Origin of the sequence: Frigoribacterium sp. PvP032 (assembly GCF_017833035.1) — a bacterium.
Lineage (GTDB): Bacteria > Actinomycetota > Actinomycetes > Actinomycetales > Microbacteriaceae > Frigoribacterium.
Map to the genome: position 1 here is coordinate 2,572,481 of NZ_JAFIBM010000001.1, position 15,855 is coordinate 2,588,335.

At 71.3% G+C, this 15,855-nt stretch carries 19 protein-coding genes and 1 tRNA gene; 9 read left to right on the forward strand and 11 right to left on the reverse strand.

What is annotated here, in order from left to right; genetic code table 11:
• Positions 1–11 precede the first annotated feature (11 nt).
• Entirely contained in the window at positions 12–638 is a 627-nt protein-coding gene (locus JOE35_RS11785; RefSeq protein ID WP_209561226.1) for a DsbA family protein, read from the reverse strand.
• Between the two features lie 108 nt (positions 639–746).
• On the opposite strand from JOE35_RS11785, the gene pepN reads away from it, so the two are divergent.
• The 3 genes from pepN to JOE35_RS11800 all read left to right on the forward strand — a co-directional run bounded on the left by pepN (position 747) and on the right by JOE35_RS11800 (position 4,893).
• Positions 747–3,287, forward strand: a complete 2,541-nt coding sequence (gene pepN, locus JOE35_RS11790; RefSeq protein WP_209561227.1) for an aminopeptidase N — start codon at positions 747–749, stop codon at positions 3,285–3,287.
• A 140-nt stretch (positions 3,288–3,427) separates the two neighbouring features.
• Positions 3,428–4,435 (forward strand): mechanosensitive ion channel family protein, encoded by a 1,008-nt coding sequence (locus JOE35_RS11795; protein ID WP_245186103.1) that lies wholly within the window; start codon positions 3,428–3,430, stop codon positions 4,433–4,435.
• Positions 4,436–4,497: 62 nt separating this feature from the next.
• Positions 4,498–4,893, forward strand: coding sequence for a globin (locus tag JOE35_RS11800; RefSeq protein ID WP_209562038.1), 396 nt, complete (start codon positions 4,498–4,500; stop codon positions 4,891–4,893).
• On the opposite strand, the gene JOE35_RS11805 is transcribed toward JOE35_RS11800, so the two are convergent.
• Positions 4,874–5,539 carry a hypothetical protein gene (locus JOE35_RS11805; protein WP_209561228.1) on the reverse strand — a complete coding sequence of 222 codons (666 nt, stop codon included), beginning with the start codon at positions 5,537–5,539 and terminating at the stop codon, positions 4,874–4,876. The genes JOE35_RS11800 and JOE35_RS11805 overlap by 20 nt on opposite strands.
• Before the next feature lie 21 nt (positions 5,540–5,560).
• Between JOE35_RS11805 and JOE35_RS11810 the strand changes: the two genes are divergently transcribed.
• Complete coding sequence (locus JOE35_RS11810) at positions 5,561–6,433, forward strand: acyl-CoA thioesterase II (protein WP_209561229.1); 873 nt, start codon at positions 5,561–5,563, stop codon at positions 6,431–6,433.
• Positions 6,434–6,443: 10 nt separating this feature from the next.
• On the opposite strand, the gene JOE35_RS11815 is transcribed toward JOE35_RS11810, so the two are convergent.
• The 6 genes from JOE35_RS11815 to msrA all read right to left on the reverse strand — a co-directional run bounded on the left by JOE35_RS11815 (position 6,444) and on the right by msrA (position 10,726).
• Complete coding sequence (locus JOE35_RS11815; RefSeq protein ID WP_209561230.1) at positions 6,444–6,917, reverse strand: thioesterase family protein; 474 nt, start codon at positions 6,915–6,917, stop codon at positions 6,444–6,446.
• Position 6,918: 1 nt separating this feature from the next.
• The gene (ettA, locus tag JOE35_RS11820) at positions 6,919–8,604 is read right to left on the reverse strand and encodes an energy-dependent translational throttle protein EttA (protein ID WP_209561231.1); all 1,686 of its coding nucleotides are present in this window, start codon (positions 8,602–8,604) and stop codon (positions 6,919–6,921) included.
• A gap of 27 nt (positions 8,605–8,631) precedes the next feature.
• Positions 8,632–9,093, reverse strand: coding sequence for a hypothetical protein (locus JOE35_RS11825; protein ID WP_209561232.1), 462 nt, complete (start codon positions 9,091–9,093; stop codon positions 8,632–8,634).
• 85 nt (positions 9,094–9,178) lie between these two features.
• Positions 9,179–9,772 carry a single-stranded DNA-binding protein gene (locus tag JOE35_RS11830; protein WP_209561233.1) on the reverse strand — a complete coding sequence of 198 codons (594 nt, stop codon included), beginning with the start codon at positions 9,770–9,772 and terminating at the stop codon, positions 9,179–9,181.
• A 113-nt stretch (positions 9,773–9,885) separates the two neighbouring features.
• Positions 9,886–10,137 (reverse strand): methyltransferase, encoded by a 252-nt coding sequence (locus JOE35_RS11835; protein ID WP_209561234.1) that lies wholly within the window; start codon positions 10,135–10,137, stop codon positions 9,886–9,888.
• 61 nt (positions 10,138–10,198) lie between these two features.
• Positions 10,199–10,726 (reverse strand): peptide-methionine (S)-S-oxide reductase MsrA, encoded by a 528-nt coding sequence (gene msrA / locus JOE35_RS11840; protein ID WP_209561235.1) that lies wholly within the window; start codon positions 10,724–10,726, stop codon positions 10,199–10,201.
• A 34-nt stretch (positions 10,727–10,760) separates the two neighbouring features.
• Here msrA and JOE35_RS11845 point away from each other — a divergent pair, with 34 nt between their 5' ends.
• The 3 genes from JOE35_RS11845 (at position 10,761) to JOE35_RS11855 (ending at position 13,244) form a co-directional block, all read left to right on the forward strand.
• Positions 10,761–11,780 (forward strand): aldo/keto reductase, encoded by a 1,020-nt coding sequence (locus JOE35_RS11845; protein ID WP_209561236.1) that lies wholly within the window; start codon positions 10,761–10,763, stop codon positions 11,778–11,780.
• A 143-nt stretch (positions 11,781–11,923) separates the two neighbouring features.
• Positions 11,924–12,232, forward strand: coding sequence for a hypothetical protein (locus JOE35_RS15685; protein WP_245186104.1), 309 nt, complete (start codon positions 11,924–11,926; stop codon positions 12,230–12,232).
• A 169-nt stretch (positions 12,233–12,401) separates the two neighbouring features.
• Positions 12,402–13,244 (forward strand): hypothetical protein, encoded by an 843-nt coding sequence (locus JOE35_RS11855; RefSeq protein ID WP_209561237.1) that lies wholly within the window; start codon positions 12,402–12,404, stop codon positions 13,242–13,244.
• 14 nt (positions 13,245–13,258) lie between these two features.
• Here JOE35_RS11855 and JOE35_RS11860 read toward each other — a convergent pair.
• The 3 genes from JOE35_RS11860 to JOE35_RS11870 form a co-directional block, all read right to left on the reverse strand.
• A tRNA-Arg gene (locus JOE35_RS11860) sits at positions 13,259–13,331 on the reverse strand.
• Positions 13,332–13,380: 49 nt separating this feature from the next.
• Positions 13,381–13,641, reverse strand: a complete 261-nt coding sequence (locus tag JOE35_RS11865) for a thioredoxin family protein (protein WP_209561238.1) — start codon at positions 13,639–13,641, stop codon at positions 13,381–13,383.
• Between the two features lie 85 nt (positions 13,642–13,726).
• Complete coding sequence (locus JOE35_RS11870; protein ID WP_209561239.1) at positions 13,727–14,011, reverse strand: oligoribonuclease; 285 nt, start codon at positions 14,009–14,011, stop codon at positions 13,727–13,729.
• A 131-nt stretch (positions 14,012–14,142) separates the two neighbouring features.
• Here JOE35_RS11870 and JOE35_RS11875 point away from each other — a divergent pair, with 131 nt between their 5' ends.
• Complete coding sequence (locus tag JOE35_RS11875) at positions 14,143–14,580, forward strand: MarR family winged helix-turn-helix transcriptional regulator (RefSeq protein WP_192041219.1); 438 nt, start codon at positions 14,143–14,145, stop codon at positions 14,578–14,580.
• 62 nt (positions 14,581–14,642) lie between these two features.
• Entirely contained in the window at positions 14,643–15,848 is a 1,206-nt protein-coding gene (locus tag JOE35_RS11880; RefSeq protein ID WP_307803144.1) for an MFS transporter, read from the forward strand.
• The last annotated feature ends 7 nt before the right edge of the window (positions 15,849–15,855 follow it).

Below are 15,855 nucleotides of genomic sequence, written 5' to 3' on the forward strand. Positions count from 1 at the left end.
CTAGGACGGCCTCAGTCGAAGATCGGACCGACCGTGCGCGTGCGCTTGATCTCGAAGAAGCCCGGGTAGGAGGCGGCCGCGACGACGCCGTCCCACAGGGTCAGCGCGACCTCGCCCTTCGGCGCCGGCGAGATGACCGGGCCGAAGAAGGCCGTGCCGTTCACCGCGATCACGGGGGTCCCGACGTCCTGCCCCACCCGTCCGATGCCGTCGAAGTGGCTCGCGCGCATCTGCTCGTCGTACTCGTCCGAGTCCGCGTGGGCGGCGAAGTCCGCGGGCAGGCCGACCTCGGCGAGCGCGCCGGGGATGACGACGTCGGCGTCGGTCTCGCCGCCCGGGTGGATGCGGGTGCCGAGGGCGTCGTAGAGCGGCTTCACGATCTGCTGGCCGTGCAGCTCCCCGGCGGCGGTGACGAGGCGGGTGTAGCGGAGCATCCGCGCGAAGGCCGCCCTGTACTCGTCGCTCACGTCGTTGTCCTCGTTCAGCACCGCCAGGCTCATGATGTGGAACGTCACGTCGAGGTCGCGATGACGGGCGACCTCGTCGACCCACCGGCTGGTCATCCAGGCCCAGGGGCAGGAGGGATCGAACCAGAAGTCGACGGAGGTGTGGGGCGCGGGGGCGACGGTGTCTGTCATGCCCCCAGTGAACACCTCCCCGCGAGCACCCCGGCGTCGGGGGCCCGGTCTAGGCTCGTCCGGGGACCACGAGTCCCGCAACGACACCTCAAGACGGATGGAGCAAGCGTGCCCGGAGAGAACCTGACCCGACTCGAGGCGCAGGAGCGCAAGAGCGTCGTCGACGTGCAGTCGTACGAGATCGAGCTCGACCTGACCCGCGGGGCCGAGGTCTTCGGCAGCTCGACGACGGTCCGCTTCACCGCGACGCCCGGTGCCTCGACGTTCATCGACGCGCTCACGCGCACGGTGCACTCGGCCACGCTGAACGGCACGGCGCTCGACGTCGCCGCGGTGAACGACGGCGTGCGCATCCAGCTCGACGACCTGGCCGCCGAGAACGTGCTCGAGGTCGTCGCCGACGCCGAGTACACGAACACCGGCGAGGGCCTGCACCGCTTCGTCGACCCGGTCGACGACGAGGTCTACCTCTACTCGCAGTTCGAGGTGCCCGACAGCCGCCGCGTCTTCGCGGTCTTCGAGCAGCCCGACCTCAAGGCGACGTTCCAGTTCACCGTGACCGCCCCCTCCCGCTGGCAGGTCGTCTCGAACCAGCCGACGCCCGAGCCCGCGGTCGACGGCGAGGTCGCCACCTGGGCGTTCTCGCCCACCCCGGTGCTCTCGAGCTACATCACGGCGATCGTCGCCGGCCCCTACGACGTCGTGCGCAGCGAGCTCACGAGCTCGGACGGCCGCACGATCCCCCTCGGCATCTTCACGCGTCGCTCGCTCACCGAGTTCCTCGACGCCGACTACGTCTTCGAGAAGACGCGTCAGGGCTTCGCGTACTACGAGGAGAAGTTCCGCTACCCGTACCCGTTCGACAAGTACGACCAGCTCTTCGTGCCCGAGTTCAACGCCGGCGCGATGGAGAACGCGGGCGCCGTCACCTTCGTCGAGACCTACGTGTTCCGCAGCAAGGTGACCGACGCCATCAAGGAGCGCCGGGTCGTCACGATCCTGCACGAGCTCGCCCACATGTGGTTCGGCGACCTCGTCACCATGAAGTGGTGGAACGACCTCTGGCTGAACGAGTCGTTCGCCGAGTGGGCGTCGACCATCTCGACGGCCGAGGCCACCGAGTGGACCGAGGCGTGGACGACGTTCCAGGCGATGGAGAAGAGCTGGGCCTACCGCCAGGACCAGCTCCCGTCGACGCACCCCGTCGTCGCGACGATCAACGACCTCGAGGACGTCCAGGTCAACTTCGACGGCATCACCTACGCCAAGGGCGGCTCGGTGCTGAAGCAGCTCGTCGCCTGGGTCGGAATCGACGCCTTCTACGCCGGCGTCGCCGCGTACTTCCAGAAGCACCACCACTCCAACACCGAGCTCCGCGACCTCCTCGTCGAGCTCGAGGCCACCTCGGGGCGCGAGCTCACGAGCTGGAGCGAGAAGTGGCTCGAGACCGCCGGCGTCAACACGCTGCGTCCCGAGATCGAGACGGACGCCGACGGCGTCATCACCTCGTTCGCCCTCCTGCAGGAGGCGCCGGCCGACTACCCGACGATCCGTCCGCACCGCCTCGCGGTCGGCCTCTACGACTTCGACGGCGACGCCCTGGTGCGGACGCACCGGGTCGAGATCGACGTCGACGGCACCCGCACCGACGTGCCCGAGCTCGTCGGCCAGCGCCGCGGAGCCCTCGTGCTCACCAACGACGACGACCTCGCCTACGCGAAGATCCGCCTCGACGAGCAGTCGCTCGCCACCGCGATCGAGCACCTGTCGGCGATCTCCGACCCGCTGGCCCGTGCCCTGGTGTGGGGCTCGGTCTGGGACGCGACGCGCGACGCCGAGACCTCGCCCTCCGACTACGTGCGCCTCGTGCTGTCGAACATCGCGAGCGAGACCGAGTCGACCACGATCCGCACGACGCTCACGCAGCTGGTGCAGGCCGCGCGCAGCTACGTCGCGCCGTCTCGCCGGGCCGAGGTGCTCGCCGAGGTCGGCGACCGCCTCCTCGAGCTGGCGAAGGAGGCGGAGGCCGGGTCGGACGCACAGTTCCAGTTCGTGAAGTTCCTCGCCGCCGCAGTGTCGACCCCGGCGCACGCCGAGGCGCTCCGCGCCCTGCACGACGGCTCGCTGGCTCTCGACGGGCTCGAGGTCGACACCGACCTGCGCTGGGAGCTGCTCGAGGGCCTCGTGCTCGTCGGCGCCGCCGACGAGGCCGAGATCGACGCAGCACTCGAGGCGGACAACACCGCCAACGGCGCGCAGGCAGCCGCTCGGGCCCGCGCCGCGATCCCCACGGCCGAGGGCAAGCTCGCCGCCTTCGCGTCGGTCGTCGACAGCGCCGAGCAGCCGAACGCCATCGTGCGCGCGACCGCCCAGGGCTTCCAGCACACGAACGACCCTGCCGTGCTGCGGCCCGTGGTCGAGCGCTACTTCTCGTCGCTCACGGGCATCTGGGAGTCACGCAGCTACCACATCGCCGACACGCTCGTCTCGGGGCTCTACCCGGCCGGGCTCGCCGACCAGCAGCTGGTCGAGACGACGCGCGCCTGGCTCGACGCGAACCCCGACGTGCCGGCGCTCCGGCGCATCGTGATCGAGAGCCTCTCCGGCGTCGAGCGCGCCCTCCGCGTGCAGGCGGTCGACGCGCGCTAGCCACGGGGCGCGGGCGTCCCTCGGGACAGCGCGCGCCTCCTGCGTCACCGTCGGACGGCGGGCCCTGTTCACAGGGTCCGCCGTTCTCGCGTCCAGGCTGCTCTCGGTCGGCGTCGGCGGCTCGTGCGAAGCTTGACGGGATGATCGACTTCCTCGCTGCGGCGCCCACCGACAATCCCCCCGTCGAGTTCGACTGGGCGGCCTTCTGGACGATGTGGGGCGTGCCCATCCGCATCCTCGCGATCATCGTCGTCGCGGTGCTGCTGAGGGTCGCGCTGCACTTCATGATCCGCCGCGTCGTCGACCAGGTCGTCAGCGGCATCAAGCGCAAGCAGAACGTCGACGACACCCAGGCCCTGATCGCGTCGCCCCTGCAGGCGGTCCGCGTCGTGCAGCGCACGCGCACCCTCGGCAGCGTGCTCAACAACGTCGTCACGGTGCTGATCGCCGGCGTCGCGCTCGTCCTCGTGCTCGGCGAGCTGAGCTTCGACGTCGTCGCCATCGTCGGCGCGGCCAGCGTCGTGGGCGCCGGCCTCGCCTTCGGCGCGCAGAACATCGTGAAAGACCTGCTCAACGGCATCTTCATGGTCGCGGAAGACCAGCTGGGGGTCGGCGACGTCGTCGACGTCGGCCCGGCGACCGGCGTGGTCGAGGCCGTGGGCATCCGCGTCACCCAGATCCGCGACGTCAACGGCGTGCTCTGGTTCGTCCGCAACGGCGAGATCCTCCGGGTCGGCAACATGTCGCAGGGCTGGACCCGGGTCGTCATCGACCTCGCCGTGCCCTACGAGGCGGACGTCGACGCCGTCCAGGAGGCGATGCTCAAGGCCGCCACCGACATGGCGGCGCTGCCGAAGTGGGGGCGCAGCATGATCGACTCTCCCGAGATCTGGGGCCTGCAGTCGATCGCAGAAGAGCACGTCGTCATCCGCATCGTGTCGAAGGCCCGCTCGTCCGAGCGCGACAACGTCGACCGCGAGCTCCGGTCGCGCCTGAAGAAGGCGACGGACGAGCTCGGCATCACGCTGCCGTCCCTCAGCAGCGTCGTCCTCACCGGCTTCGACGGCGCCTCCTCGGTGCAGGGCGCACGCCCCCCGCAGACCGTGCCCACCCCGCACGTCCGACCCACGAAGGGCAAGCGCTCGTGACAGATCTCCCCGTCGGCCCGCCTCCTGCGGGCTCGTCGCAACCGATCACGCTCCGGAGCGGCATGGGCCGCGACGACGCCCAGGGCAACTTCTGGCAGCAGATCGGCGGGCGAGCGACCTTCGAGCGACTCGTCCGTCGCTTCTACGTGGGCGTCCAGACCGACGACGTGCTCTGGCCGATGTACCCGGAGGGCGACCTCGAGGGCGCGATCCAGCGTCTCGCCGGGTTCCTCGAGCAGTACTGGGGCGGCCCGACCACCTACAGCGACGAGCGTGGCCACCCGCGGCTGCGGATGCGGCACATGCCGTTCACGATCACGCCGGAGGCGCGGGACAGGTGGCTGCACCACATGCGCACCGCAGTCGACGAGCTCGAGCTCTCGCCCCTCCACGACGCGACGCTGTGGGCCTACCTCGACCGGGCGGCCCACGCCATGGTCAACGCGCCCGGCGCTTGACCAGGACGTGCCCGCGCCCGGTCGTCAGCCGGGTCCAAGCACCTGTCTCGTAGAGCGAGACGGCCTCGCCCTCGCCGAGGAAGCCGAGGCTGAGGGCTGCGAACGCAGCACCGGCCGGGACGGACTCGACGCCGTCGACCGGACGGGACCACACCTCGGACCGCACACGGTGCACGATCTGCTCGCCCGCGTTCTCGGGCAGGGCGGAGGCGATCTCGTCGATCCCTGCCGTCGCCGCGGCGTCCAGCGCCTGGGCGTCGGCGGCGCCCTGGGGCACCCAGCCCCCGCGGGGCGGCGAGATCGCGGCCCAGGTGACGGTCGCGACCTCGATCGGCAGGGTGACGGTCACCGGTGCCGTCGGGTCGACCACGTCGTTCTGCAGCCGGACAAGCCGCTCCTTCAGGGATCGGACGGGCACCACCGCGTCGAACTCGGGGGCGTCGTCGAGCTGGAAGGTGCGGAGGCCCAGCACTGTCGGGCTCGAGTCGAGCAGGCCCAGCGGGTAGAAGACGGCCGCGTACACGGCGAGGACGCCGGAACCGGCGACCAGGCGCACGGAGCCGTCCTCGACACGTCCGGCACGGCCGAGGAAGGTCGCGAGGTCGCTGAGGGACAGGGAATCAGGGAGGGCGAATGTACGGCTCATCGGCCCCCTAAACTACATCGGATGAGCGCCGATCCCCTGCAGAACCTGCTCGCCACCCTCGACCTCGCGCCGGCCGGCATCGTCGGCGGACAGGACGTCTTCACCGGCACGTCGCAGCCCGAGCCGCTCGGCCGGGTCTTCGGCGGCCAGGTCATGGCGCAGGCGCTCGTCGCCGCCCAGCGGACCATCGTGGGCGACCGCCCGGTCCACTCGCTGCACGGGTACTTCCTCCGCCCTGGCGACCTCACGATCCCCATCACGTTCACGGTGGACCGCATCCACGACGGTCGTTCCTTCGCCACCCGCCGTACTCAGGCGTCGCAGGACGGCCTGCCGATCTTCTCCATGATCGCGTCGTTCCAGACCCCGGACGACGGCCTCGAGCACCAGGTCGCGATGCCCGAGGGGCTGCCCGAGCCGGAGGACGTGCCGAGCGACGCCGAGCTGCTCGGCGCCGTCGACCACCCGATCGCCCAGGCCTGGGCGGCCGACCGCGCCTTCGACATGCGCCACGTGCCGTCCCCGGTCTACTTCAGCGTCGAGGGCGCCAGGGTCGAGCACCAGGCCGTGTGGCTGCGGGCTACGGGCGCCCTGCCCGACGACCCCGACCTGCACCGCGCCTCCCTGCTGTACGCCAGCGACTACACGCTGCTCGAGCCGATCTACCGCCGCCACGGCGTGCCGCTCGTGACGCCGGGGCTCAAGGTCGCGAGCCTCGACCACGCGATGTGGTGGCACCGTCCGGCACGCGTCGACGAGTGGCTGCTCTACGTGCAGGAGTCCCCGACCGCCGTCGGCGGGCGCGGGCTGTCGCTCGGCCGGATCTACGACCGCTCGGGCACCCTCGTCGCGAGCGTCGCCCAGGAGGGGATGGTGCGGGTCCCCCGCTCCTGAACCGGTCGGGCTAGCGACGTCGGAACGTCAGGGGCTCCTCGACGAACGGCGTCCAGGCGGCTCGCTCGTCGTCGGTGATCCGCCGTGGCGTGCCGGAGGCCGTGTCGACGAGGACGATCGAGGTCGACGCCCTCGTGTAGAGCACGGCCGGCTCGACCGCCGCGGGCGACCAGACCTCGTAGCAGACCTCGAGGCTGGCGCCCCCGAGACGGCCGATCCAGATCTGCACGTCGAGCGGCGCCCGCAGGTACGGCACGGGCACGAGGTACTCGAGCTCCTGACGGGCGATGAGCGTCATCGTCGCGGCGTCCGGCCGGCCGTCGAGCACGGCCGCGCCCGAGGTCTCGCCGACGGTGCCGTCCGAGACCCAGAACGCGTCGATGCGCGCCTCCTCGAGGAGGCGCAGCATCGACGCGTTGTTCACGTGCCGGTAGGCGTCCAGGTCGCTCCAGCGGACCCTCGTCGGCACGTGCAGGCGGGTCATCTCAGTCGCGCGTCAGCTTGCGGTACGTCGCGGAGCTGGGCTTCGCCGCGTCCGCGCCCAGGCGCTCGACCTTGTTCTCCTCGTAGGACTCGAAGTTGCCCTCGAACCAGTACCAGTTGGGGGTGCCGTCGTCGTTCAGGCCCTCCCACGAGAGGATGTGCGTGGCGATCCGGTCGAGGAACCACCGGTCGTGGGTGATGACCACGGCGCAGCCGGGGAACTCGAGCAGCGCGTTCTCGAGGCTGCCCAGCGTCTCGACGTCGAGGTCGTTGGTGGGCTCGTCGAGCAGCAGGAGGTTGCCGCCCTGCTTGAGGGTCAGCGCCAGGTTCAGGCGGTTGCGCTCACCACCGGAGAGCACGCCGGCCTTCTTCTGCTGGTCGGGGCCCTTGAAGCCGAACTGCGAGACGTAGGCCCGCGAGGGGATCTCCGTCTTGCCGACCTGGATGTAGTCGTGCCCCTCGGACACCACCTCCCACAGGTTCTTGTTCGGGTCGATGCCGCCGCGGCTCTGGTCGACGTACGAGATGTCGACCGTCTCGCCGACCCGGAGGTCGCCGCCGTCGAGCGGCTCGAGGCCGACGATCGTCTTGAAGAGCGTGGTCTTGCCGACGCCGTTCGGGCCGATGACGCCGACGATGCCGTTGCGGGGCAGCGTGAAGGTGAGGTCGTCGATCAGCACGCGCTCGCCGAACTGCTTGCGGAGCTTCTTCGCGTCGATGACCTGCGAGCCGAGGCGCGGCCCGACCGGGATCACGATCTCCTCGAAGTCGAGGACCCTCGTGCGCTCGGCCTCGGTCGCCATCTCCTCGTAGCGGGCGAGGCGCGCCTTCGACTTGGCCTGGCGGCCCTTCGCGTTGCTGCGGACCCACTCGAGCTCGGAGGAGAGGCGCTTGGCGAGCTTCGCGTCCTTCTTGCCCTGGACCTGCAGGCGCTCGCCCTTCTTCTCGAGGTACGTCGAGTAGTTGCCCTCGTAGGGGTAGAGGCGACCGCGGTCGACCTCGGCGATCCACTCGGCGACGTGGTCGAGGAAGTACCGGTCGTGCGTCACGGCGAGGACGGCGCCGGGGTACTTGCTGAGGTGCTGCTCGAGCCAGAGCACGCTCTCGGCGTCGAGGTGGTTGGTGGGCTCGTCGAGGAGCAGCAGGTCGGGCTTCTGCAGCAGGAGCTTGCAGAGCGCGACGCGGCGCTTCTCGCCGCCCGACAGGTTCGCGACCTCGGAGTCGCCCGGGGGCGTCCGCAGGGCCGACATCGCCTGCTCGAGCTGCGAGTCGAGATCCCACGCGTCGGCGGCGTCGATGTCCTCCTGCAGGGTGCCCATCTCGGCGAGCAGCGCGTCGAAGTCCGCGTCGGGCTCGGCCATCGCGGCCGACACCTCGTTGAAGCGGTCGAGCTTCTGCTTGATCGGGCCGACGCCCTCCTGCACGTTCTCGAGGACGGTCTTCGTCTCGTCGAGCTCGGGCTCTTGCATGAGGATGCCGACGGTGTAGCCGGGCGAGAGCTTCGCCTCGCCGTTGCTGGGGGTGTCGAGCCCGGCCATGATCTTGAGGATCGTGGACTTGCCGGCTCCGTTGGGGCCGACGACGCCGATCTTGGCGCCGGGGATGAACGACATGGTCACGTCGTCGAGGATCAGCTTGTCGCCGACCGCCTTGCGGGCACGGACCATGGAGTAGATGTATTCGGCCATGCCCACGAGTCTATCGGTGGGGCGCCGTCACCAGTCGATCGTGCGGGTGGTGCCGACGAGGCAGGAGCCGGTGCCGAGGACGGGCGCCACCTCGCTGGCGAACCCCGTCGCGCCCGTCTGCCCCACGAGGCAGTCGGTGCCCCAGAGCACCGAGAACTGCACGGTGTCGGCCGCACGCCCTATGGACGTCGAGTCGGGCGTCACCTGCATGGCGGCCTTGTCGAAGCCGGCTGCGGCGAGCGTGTCGACGATCGTCCTGCCGTCACCGGCGCCTCCGCCGTCGAGGTGCCGCGACACGGTCAGGTCGAAGAAGGCCTTGGCCTCGTCGGTCGTCGACTCGGCCGTGAGCGAGGGGTCGGGCGCTGGCGTCGCGCCGTCCGCGGTGGGCGTCGGGCTCGGGGCCACCTCGTCGGACGTGCAGCCGGCGAGGGCGACGGCGACGAGCACGACGACGCCCGCGCGCAGGGCGGCGAGTGGGAGACGGGTCACTGGGGGCCTTCCTCGGCGGGCCCGGTCAGGGCCGAGACGATCCTACGACGCGGACCCGGACCTCACGCCGCCGCCCTCTGGCGGGTCAGAAAGGAGGCACGCCCACCCGGGCGACCGCGTCTGCGGGGTCGCCGTCGCCGGGCTCCTCCGCGGCGCCGGGCGACGCAGGGCCTCGCTCGTCGAGGGCGGGGCTGTCGTCAGCAGCCCAGCCGGTCGGGGCGGCGGGCGAGGAGGCGGGCGTCCCGACGCCGGGGGCGGTCGCGGCGTCGCCCGCCGCGCCTCCTGCGGCCGCGTCGGGACCGGCCGAAGGCGCGGCGGCGGTCGACGTCGACCGGACGAAGGCAGAGCGGCCCCAGCGCAGGTCGTGGCCGATCGCGTCCGCGTCGACCTCGACGGTCGTGCCCGACTTGTCGCCGGCCTCCCACGCACGGACCCGCAGGCGACCGAGCACGACGACCCGCTCGCCCTTGTGGAGGCTCTGCCCCGCGTTGGCCCCGAGCGCTCGGAAGGCGGTGACGGTGTACCAGTTCGTGTCGCCGTCGACCCACTCGTCCTTGACGCGGTCGAAGCGCCGGTGGGTCGAGGCGAGCCGGAAGCTGGCGATGTCGAGGCCGGCCTCGGTGGTGACGACCCGAGGGTCCGTGGCGATGATCCCGGTGAGGGTGATGGTGTCTGTCATGCGGGGAGTCTCACGGGACCGAGCCGGTGCGCGGGCGTGCACCGCGCCTCCTTGTGGAGGGGGTGCCTCGCCCGTCGCGCCGGGGAGGGACGAGCATCGTCGCCCCTCGAGCCTCAGTGCTCGTGGAACTCCGGGTACTCGGCACCAGGGCCGAGGGCGGCGAAGAGCGCGCTCTTCGCCACGGCCAGGGTCGGGTACTCGCCGCTCTGCCCTGACCGACCGGCGAGCCGGACGGCGAAGCCGTCGCCCGTGCGCCCGATCGACCCCACCGTCCCGGCCGGGCCCACGGCGACCCAGGTCTGGCCGGAGGACTCCCCGGCGGCGTTCGTGCTGGTCGTGCTGCTCGTGCTGGTGTGGTCGCTCATCGTCGAGCACCTCTCTCTGTCGGTTCTCTCGTGGCGCCCCGGACAGCTGCGCGGGGCACGTTCAGGTCGCGAGCACCCACCTCGCGAAGCTCTTGCGGACCTTCGTCACCTTGGGCAGGGCGACCGCGGTGCAGTACCCCTGGCCCGGGTTCTTCTCGAAGAAGTCCTGGTGCTCGGGCTCGGCCTCGTGCCACGGACCGAGCCGCTCGATCGTCGTGACGACGCCTCCGCCCCACGTCTCGGAGGCACGGTCGCGGGCCGCCTCGAACAGCTGGACCTGCTCGTCGTCGGCCGCGAACATCGCCGACCGGTACTGCGTGCCGACGTCGGCGCCCTGCCGGTCGAGCTGCCTCGGGTCGTGCAGCGTGAAGAACACGTCGAGCACGACGTCCGTCGGGAGGACCTCGGGATCGAACGTCACCGCGACGGCCTCGGCGTGCCCGGTCGTCCCCGTGCAGACGTCGTCGTACGACGGGTGCTCCGTTCGGCCGCCGGTGTAGCCGGACACGACCGCCGAGACCCCGTCGAGCGTGCGGAAGACCGCGTCGAGGCACCAGAAGCAGCCGCCGGCGAGCACGAACGTGGTCATGTCGGCGAGGGTACTCCCGCCCTAGGCTGACGACATGAGATCACCCTTCACTCCCTACGTCGCCGACGACGAGCGGTACTCGAAGCTGGACTACGTCCGCACCGGGCGCAGCGGCCTCAAGCTGCCCCGCATCTCCCTCGGCCTCTGGAACAACTTCGGCACCGACCGCGCCCTCGAGACGCAGCGCGACATCGTGCTGCGCGCCTTCGACCGCGGCGTCACCCACTTCGACCTCGCGAACAACTACGGGCCGCCCTACGGCTCGGCGGAGGAGCAGTTCGGCCGCATCCACGCCGCGAACCTCGTGCCCTACCGCGACGAGCTCGTGATCTCCACCAAGGCCGGCTACGACATGCGCCCCGGGCCCTACGGCGACGGCGGCTCGCGCAAGTACCTGCTGAACTCGCTCGAGGCCAGCCTCGAGCGCACCGGACTCGACTACGTCGACGTCTTCTACTCGCACCGCCCCGACCCCGAGACGCCGATCGAGGAGACGATGGGCGCGCTCGCCACGGCCGTGCATCAGGGCAAGGCGCTCTACGCGGGCATCTCGAACTACGGCCCCGAGCAGACGCAGGCGGCGATCGACGCCCTCGCCGACGAGGGCGTGCCGCTGCTCATCCACCAGCCGCGCTACAACATGTTCGACCGGGCGCCCGAGAAGGGGCTCTTCGACACCCTGCTCGAGAACGGCGTCGGCTCCATCGTCTTCTCGCCGCTCGCCGGCGGCCTGCTGACGAACCGGTACCTGTCGGGCAAGGCCCCTGCCGGGTCGCGTGCCGCCGAGGGCCGCTGGTTCACCGAGGACGCCCTGGACGAGACCTACCTCGAGCGCGTCCGCGGGCTGAACGAGATCGCGGAGGCGCGGGGCCAGTCCCTCGCACAGCTCGCCCTCACCTGGGTGCTGCGCCAGCCCGCCGTGACGAGCGCGCTCATCGGCGCGTCGTCGGTCGCGCAGCTCGACGACAGCCTCGACGCCCTGCACGGGTCGGCGCTGAGCGACGACGAGGTCGCGGCGATCGAGCCGTTCGCGGTGGACGGCACCGACCGCTGAGACGCGCCGGCCCCGCACGGGTCCTGCGACAGCACGCAGCCCGCTCCCCTCGGGGAGCGGGCTGCGTCGTCGATGTCGGTGGTCGTCCGTAGCGTCGTGCTCGTCCTCGACAGCATCGGCCGGATGACCCTCAGGAGCACGACGTGACCCTCACGAGCACCACGACCATCAGCCCCGTCGACACCCGCGCGCCCGCGCCTCGCCGCACCTCCGGAGTCGCGCCCGAGCCCCTCACCGAGACCCGCGGCGGTCTCCGCCTCGTGCAGGTCCGTGACGACCTCGCCAGGGTCACCCGGGCGGGCGGCGAGGTGCTCGGCTACGTGGAGCGGCTCGACGACCCGCTCGGCGACCGCTGGCGCGCCAAGCGCTTCGTCGCCCGTGAGCGCCGATTCGTCGAGATCGGCGAGTTCTGGAGCCGGTCGGACGCCACGGACTGCTTCCGCTTCGCCTGAGCACGCTGAGCGGCGCGCGGGCGGGGTCGTCGACTTGCCCCGGAACGTCGGCTGCAGTGGCCCCGAGCGACGTTCTCGGGCAACTCGATCCTCGGTCGCATGCGACACGCTCGGCTGCCCTCCCGTCCGTGCCCGCTCGACCTTCGACCTCAGCTGTAGAGTTCGCCGCATGCAGTGGTGGAACAGCTTCGTGGAGTGGGCGTCGTCGGACGCCGGGTGGCGCATCGTCTCGGGGGCCGTGGTGCCCTTCGTGGCCATCGTCCTGGCGGGCGTGATCGCCGCCCTGATCGGCCGTGCGGCCATGCGACGCGTGGTCGCGATGCACGACGACGAGGCGAAGGCCACGGCGGTCGCCGGCATCGTCTCGGCCGCTCGCAAGGCGGCGATCTGGAGCTCGCTCGGGCCGGAGGAGCGCGCCTACGCCGACCACCTCGCCCAGGAGAGCGAGGTGCGACTGCGCCTCCTGCCCGTCTCCGGTGCCGGCACGGCGGCCAGCTGGGCCGAGCACGAGATCGCCGAGCTCAAGCGGAACTCCGCCAGCTTCAGCTACGACTCGGGGCACGCCCTCGACGAGCTGCGCGACCGACTGATCGAGTGGCAGGCCAAGCCCGGGCGTGCGAAGAAGCTCTTCAGGGCAGACCTCGAGCGGTGGAGCTACGAGGAGGCGGACGTCGACAAGGGCCTCGACGCACGGCAGAAGGCCTGGGACGCCGAGCAGGCGGCCGCGGCGTCTCGCGGCGCACGACCCACCACGTCGGCGCAGCCCGCACAGGTCGCACAGCCCGCGCAGACGGGTGCGCCGGCCTACGAGCAGTGGCGCGCGCCGGTCTCCCCTGCGGGCCGTCCTGCTGACGAGCCGACCCCGGCTCGCGAGACCGCTGCCGAGACCCGCACCACGATGGTCGCGACCCAGTCGCCGGACGACGACACGGACTCCGACCCGGACACGACGTCGTACGGCCAGCAGGTCAGCGCCCAGGACGTCCGCCGTCGGACGACGCCTGACGCCTGACCTTCACGTCACGGTGCCCTCGGCAGGAATCGAACCTGCGACCAAGAGATTAGAAGGCTCCTGCTCTATCCGCTGAGCTACGAGGGCGTGCCCCCACGATAGCGCGTGGGCTCGGTCCGCCCGGGCGGCGACGCCGTCAGACCGCGAGGGCCAGCGCGCTCAGCACCTGGTCGAGCCGCGGTGCGCCCGCCGCACGGAACACCTCGGTGCCGCCGTCCGTCAGGACGACCATGGTCGGCGTGCTCGTGATGCCTCGGGCCTCCGCCTGGTCGGGGCGCGCGGCGACGTCCGCCTCGTCGACCGCCAGGGCAGGGACGAGGGCCTGCGCCTCGGCCACGACGGCGCGGGCCGCGTGGCAGGGGGCGCAGAACGCGCACGTGTACAGCTCGAGCTTCATGGCCAGGACAACGAGGAGGCGCCGGGGAATGTTCCCCGGCGCCTCCTCGTGTCGCGTCGTCTCCCTGCGGAGCCGACGGCCTGCCTCAGTTGTCGAGGTCGTCGTTGCGGTCCTCAGGGTCGTCGACGGGGTCGCTGTCCTTCACGTCGAGCGAGTAGTGCACCTGCAGCTGCTCGCCGACCATCTTCGCCTCGCCTGCGGTGTAGACGAAGCCCGTCTCGAGGCCGTCGATCAGGACGTAGTCGACGATCTCCTCGTCGTAGGAGCCGTTGGTGCTGATGCGCGTGTCGGTCCGGCCGTCGCTCGGTCCGCCCTCGAAGAAGACGACGTACTCGGATCCCTCGGCCACGGTGGGCTTGCTGTCTGTCATGGAGCCGTTCTACCAGGGGGCACCGATCCCGCGCCCAGCTTGGGCGCGCCTCCCCCGGGATCCGCCCACCGACGGGGTCGCGCGAACCATTCATATTGCCAAGCTATATAGATTGGCTATACACTTGCGGGATGACTTCACAGCCGACCGACATCCTGGAGAACCTCCTGACGTCGACCCATCGCCTGACGCGGATCGCCGCGCAGGAGACCGGCCGCACGACCTCGCCCGCCGTCTGGCGCACGCTCTCGATCCTCACGACCGACGGCTCGATGCGCGTCGGCGACCTCGCCAGGACGAGCCGCGTCAGCCAGCCGACGATGACCAAGCTCATCCACGGCCTGGCCGACGACGAGCTCGTCCGCCGCATCGCCGACGTCGACGACTCCCGCGCCTGGCTCATCGCCATCACCCCCAAGGGCACGGAGGCGCTGGCCGAGTGGAAGGGCCAGCTCGCGACCGCGCTCGGCCACCTCTTCGACGACCTCGACGACGACGAGTGGCGCGTGCTCGACCACGCCGCCCAGCTGCTCAGCACCCGCGTCGCGTCCGAGGCGGTGTCCGCGTGAGCGCCGCGAGCCACGACACGGCCGCAGGCACCGGCACCGGCACCGGCACCGCGAAGCCGAGCATCCTCAAGCAGCCCACCGCCGTCTGGGCCATCGCGTTCGCGTGCGTCGTCGCCTTCATGGGCATCGGCCTCGTCGACCCGATCCTGCCGGCCATCGCCGAGTCGCTGAAGGCGACCCCGACACAGACCGAGCTGCTCTTCACCAGCTACCTCGCCGTCACCGGCATCGCGATGTTCTTCACGAGCTGGGTCTCGAGCCGCCTGGGCGCCAAGAAGACCCTGATGATCGGGCTCGCCCTGATCGTCGTCTTCGCCGTGCTCGCCGCCACGAGCGGCGACGTGTGGGAGGTCATCGGCTTCCGTGCCGGCTGGGGCCTCGGCAACGCGCTCTTCATCTCGACCGCCCTCGCGACGATCGTGGGCGCCGCCTCCGGGGGCACCGCCTCCGCCATCATCCTGTACGAGGCGGCGCTCGGCCTCGGCATCGCGATCGGGCCGCTCATCGGCGGCCTGCTGGGCTCCGTGAGCTGGCGCGGGCCGTTCTTCGGCGTCACCGTGCTGATGGCGATCGCGTTCATCGCCATCGCCGTCTTCCTGAAGGGCGGAGCGATCGAGAGGCCGACGCCCACGAAGCTGTCCGCACCGTTCCGCGCCCTGGCCGTCCCCGCCCTCGGCACCCTCGCGGCGACCGCGTTCTTCTACAACATCGGCTTCTTCGTGCTGCTGGCGTACACGCCGTACCCGCTCGGCTTCGGCGCCATGGGCATCGGCCTGACCTTCTTCGGCTGGGGCGTCGGCCTCGCGATCACCTCGGTCTGGGTCGCCCCGCTGCTCACCGCCCGGATGAAGCGGACGACGGTGCTGCGCATCGCCCTCCCCCTGCTCACGCTCGACCTGCTGGCGGCGGCGCTCTTCGTCGGGACGCCCGCGGCCCTGGTCGCCTGCGTCGTCGTCGGCGGCCTCGTCCTCGGCGTGCTCAACACCGTGCTCACCGAGAGCGTCATGGAGGCGACCGACCTGCCCCGGTCGGTGGCGTCGAGCGCGTACTCGGCCGTGCGGTTCATCGGCGGCGCCATCGCCCCGCCGGTGGCCACGCTGCTCGCCGACACCATCGCGCCGAGCGCCGCGTACGTCTTCGCCGCGGCGAGCGTCGCGGTCGGACTCGTGATCATCATCGCCGGGCGACGCGCCCTCCGCCGCGTCGACGACGGGCCCGAGTCCGCGCGCGTCGAGGCCGAGGCGATCTCGGCCGGCGAGGTCTCGTAGCCGCTGC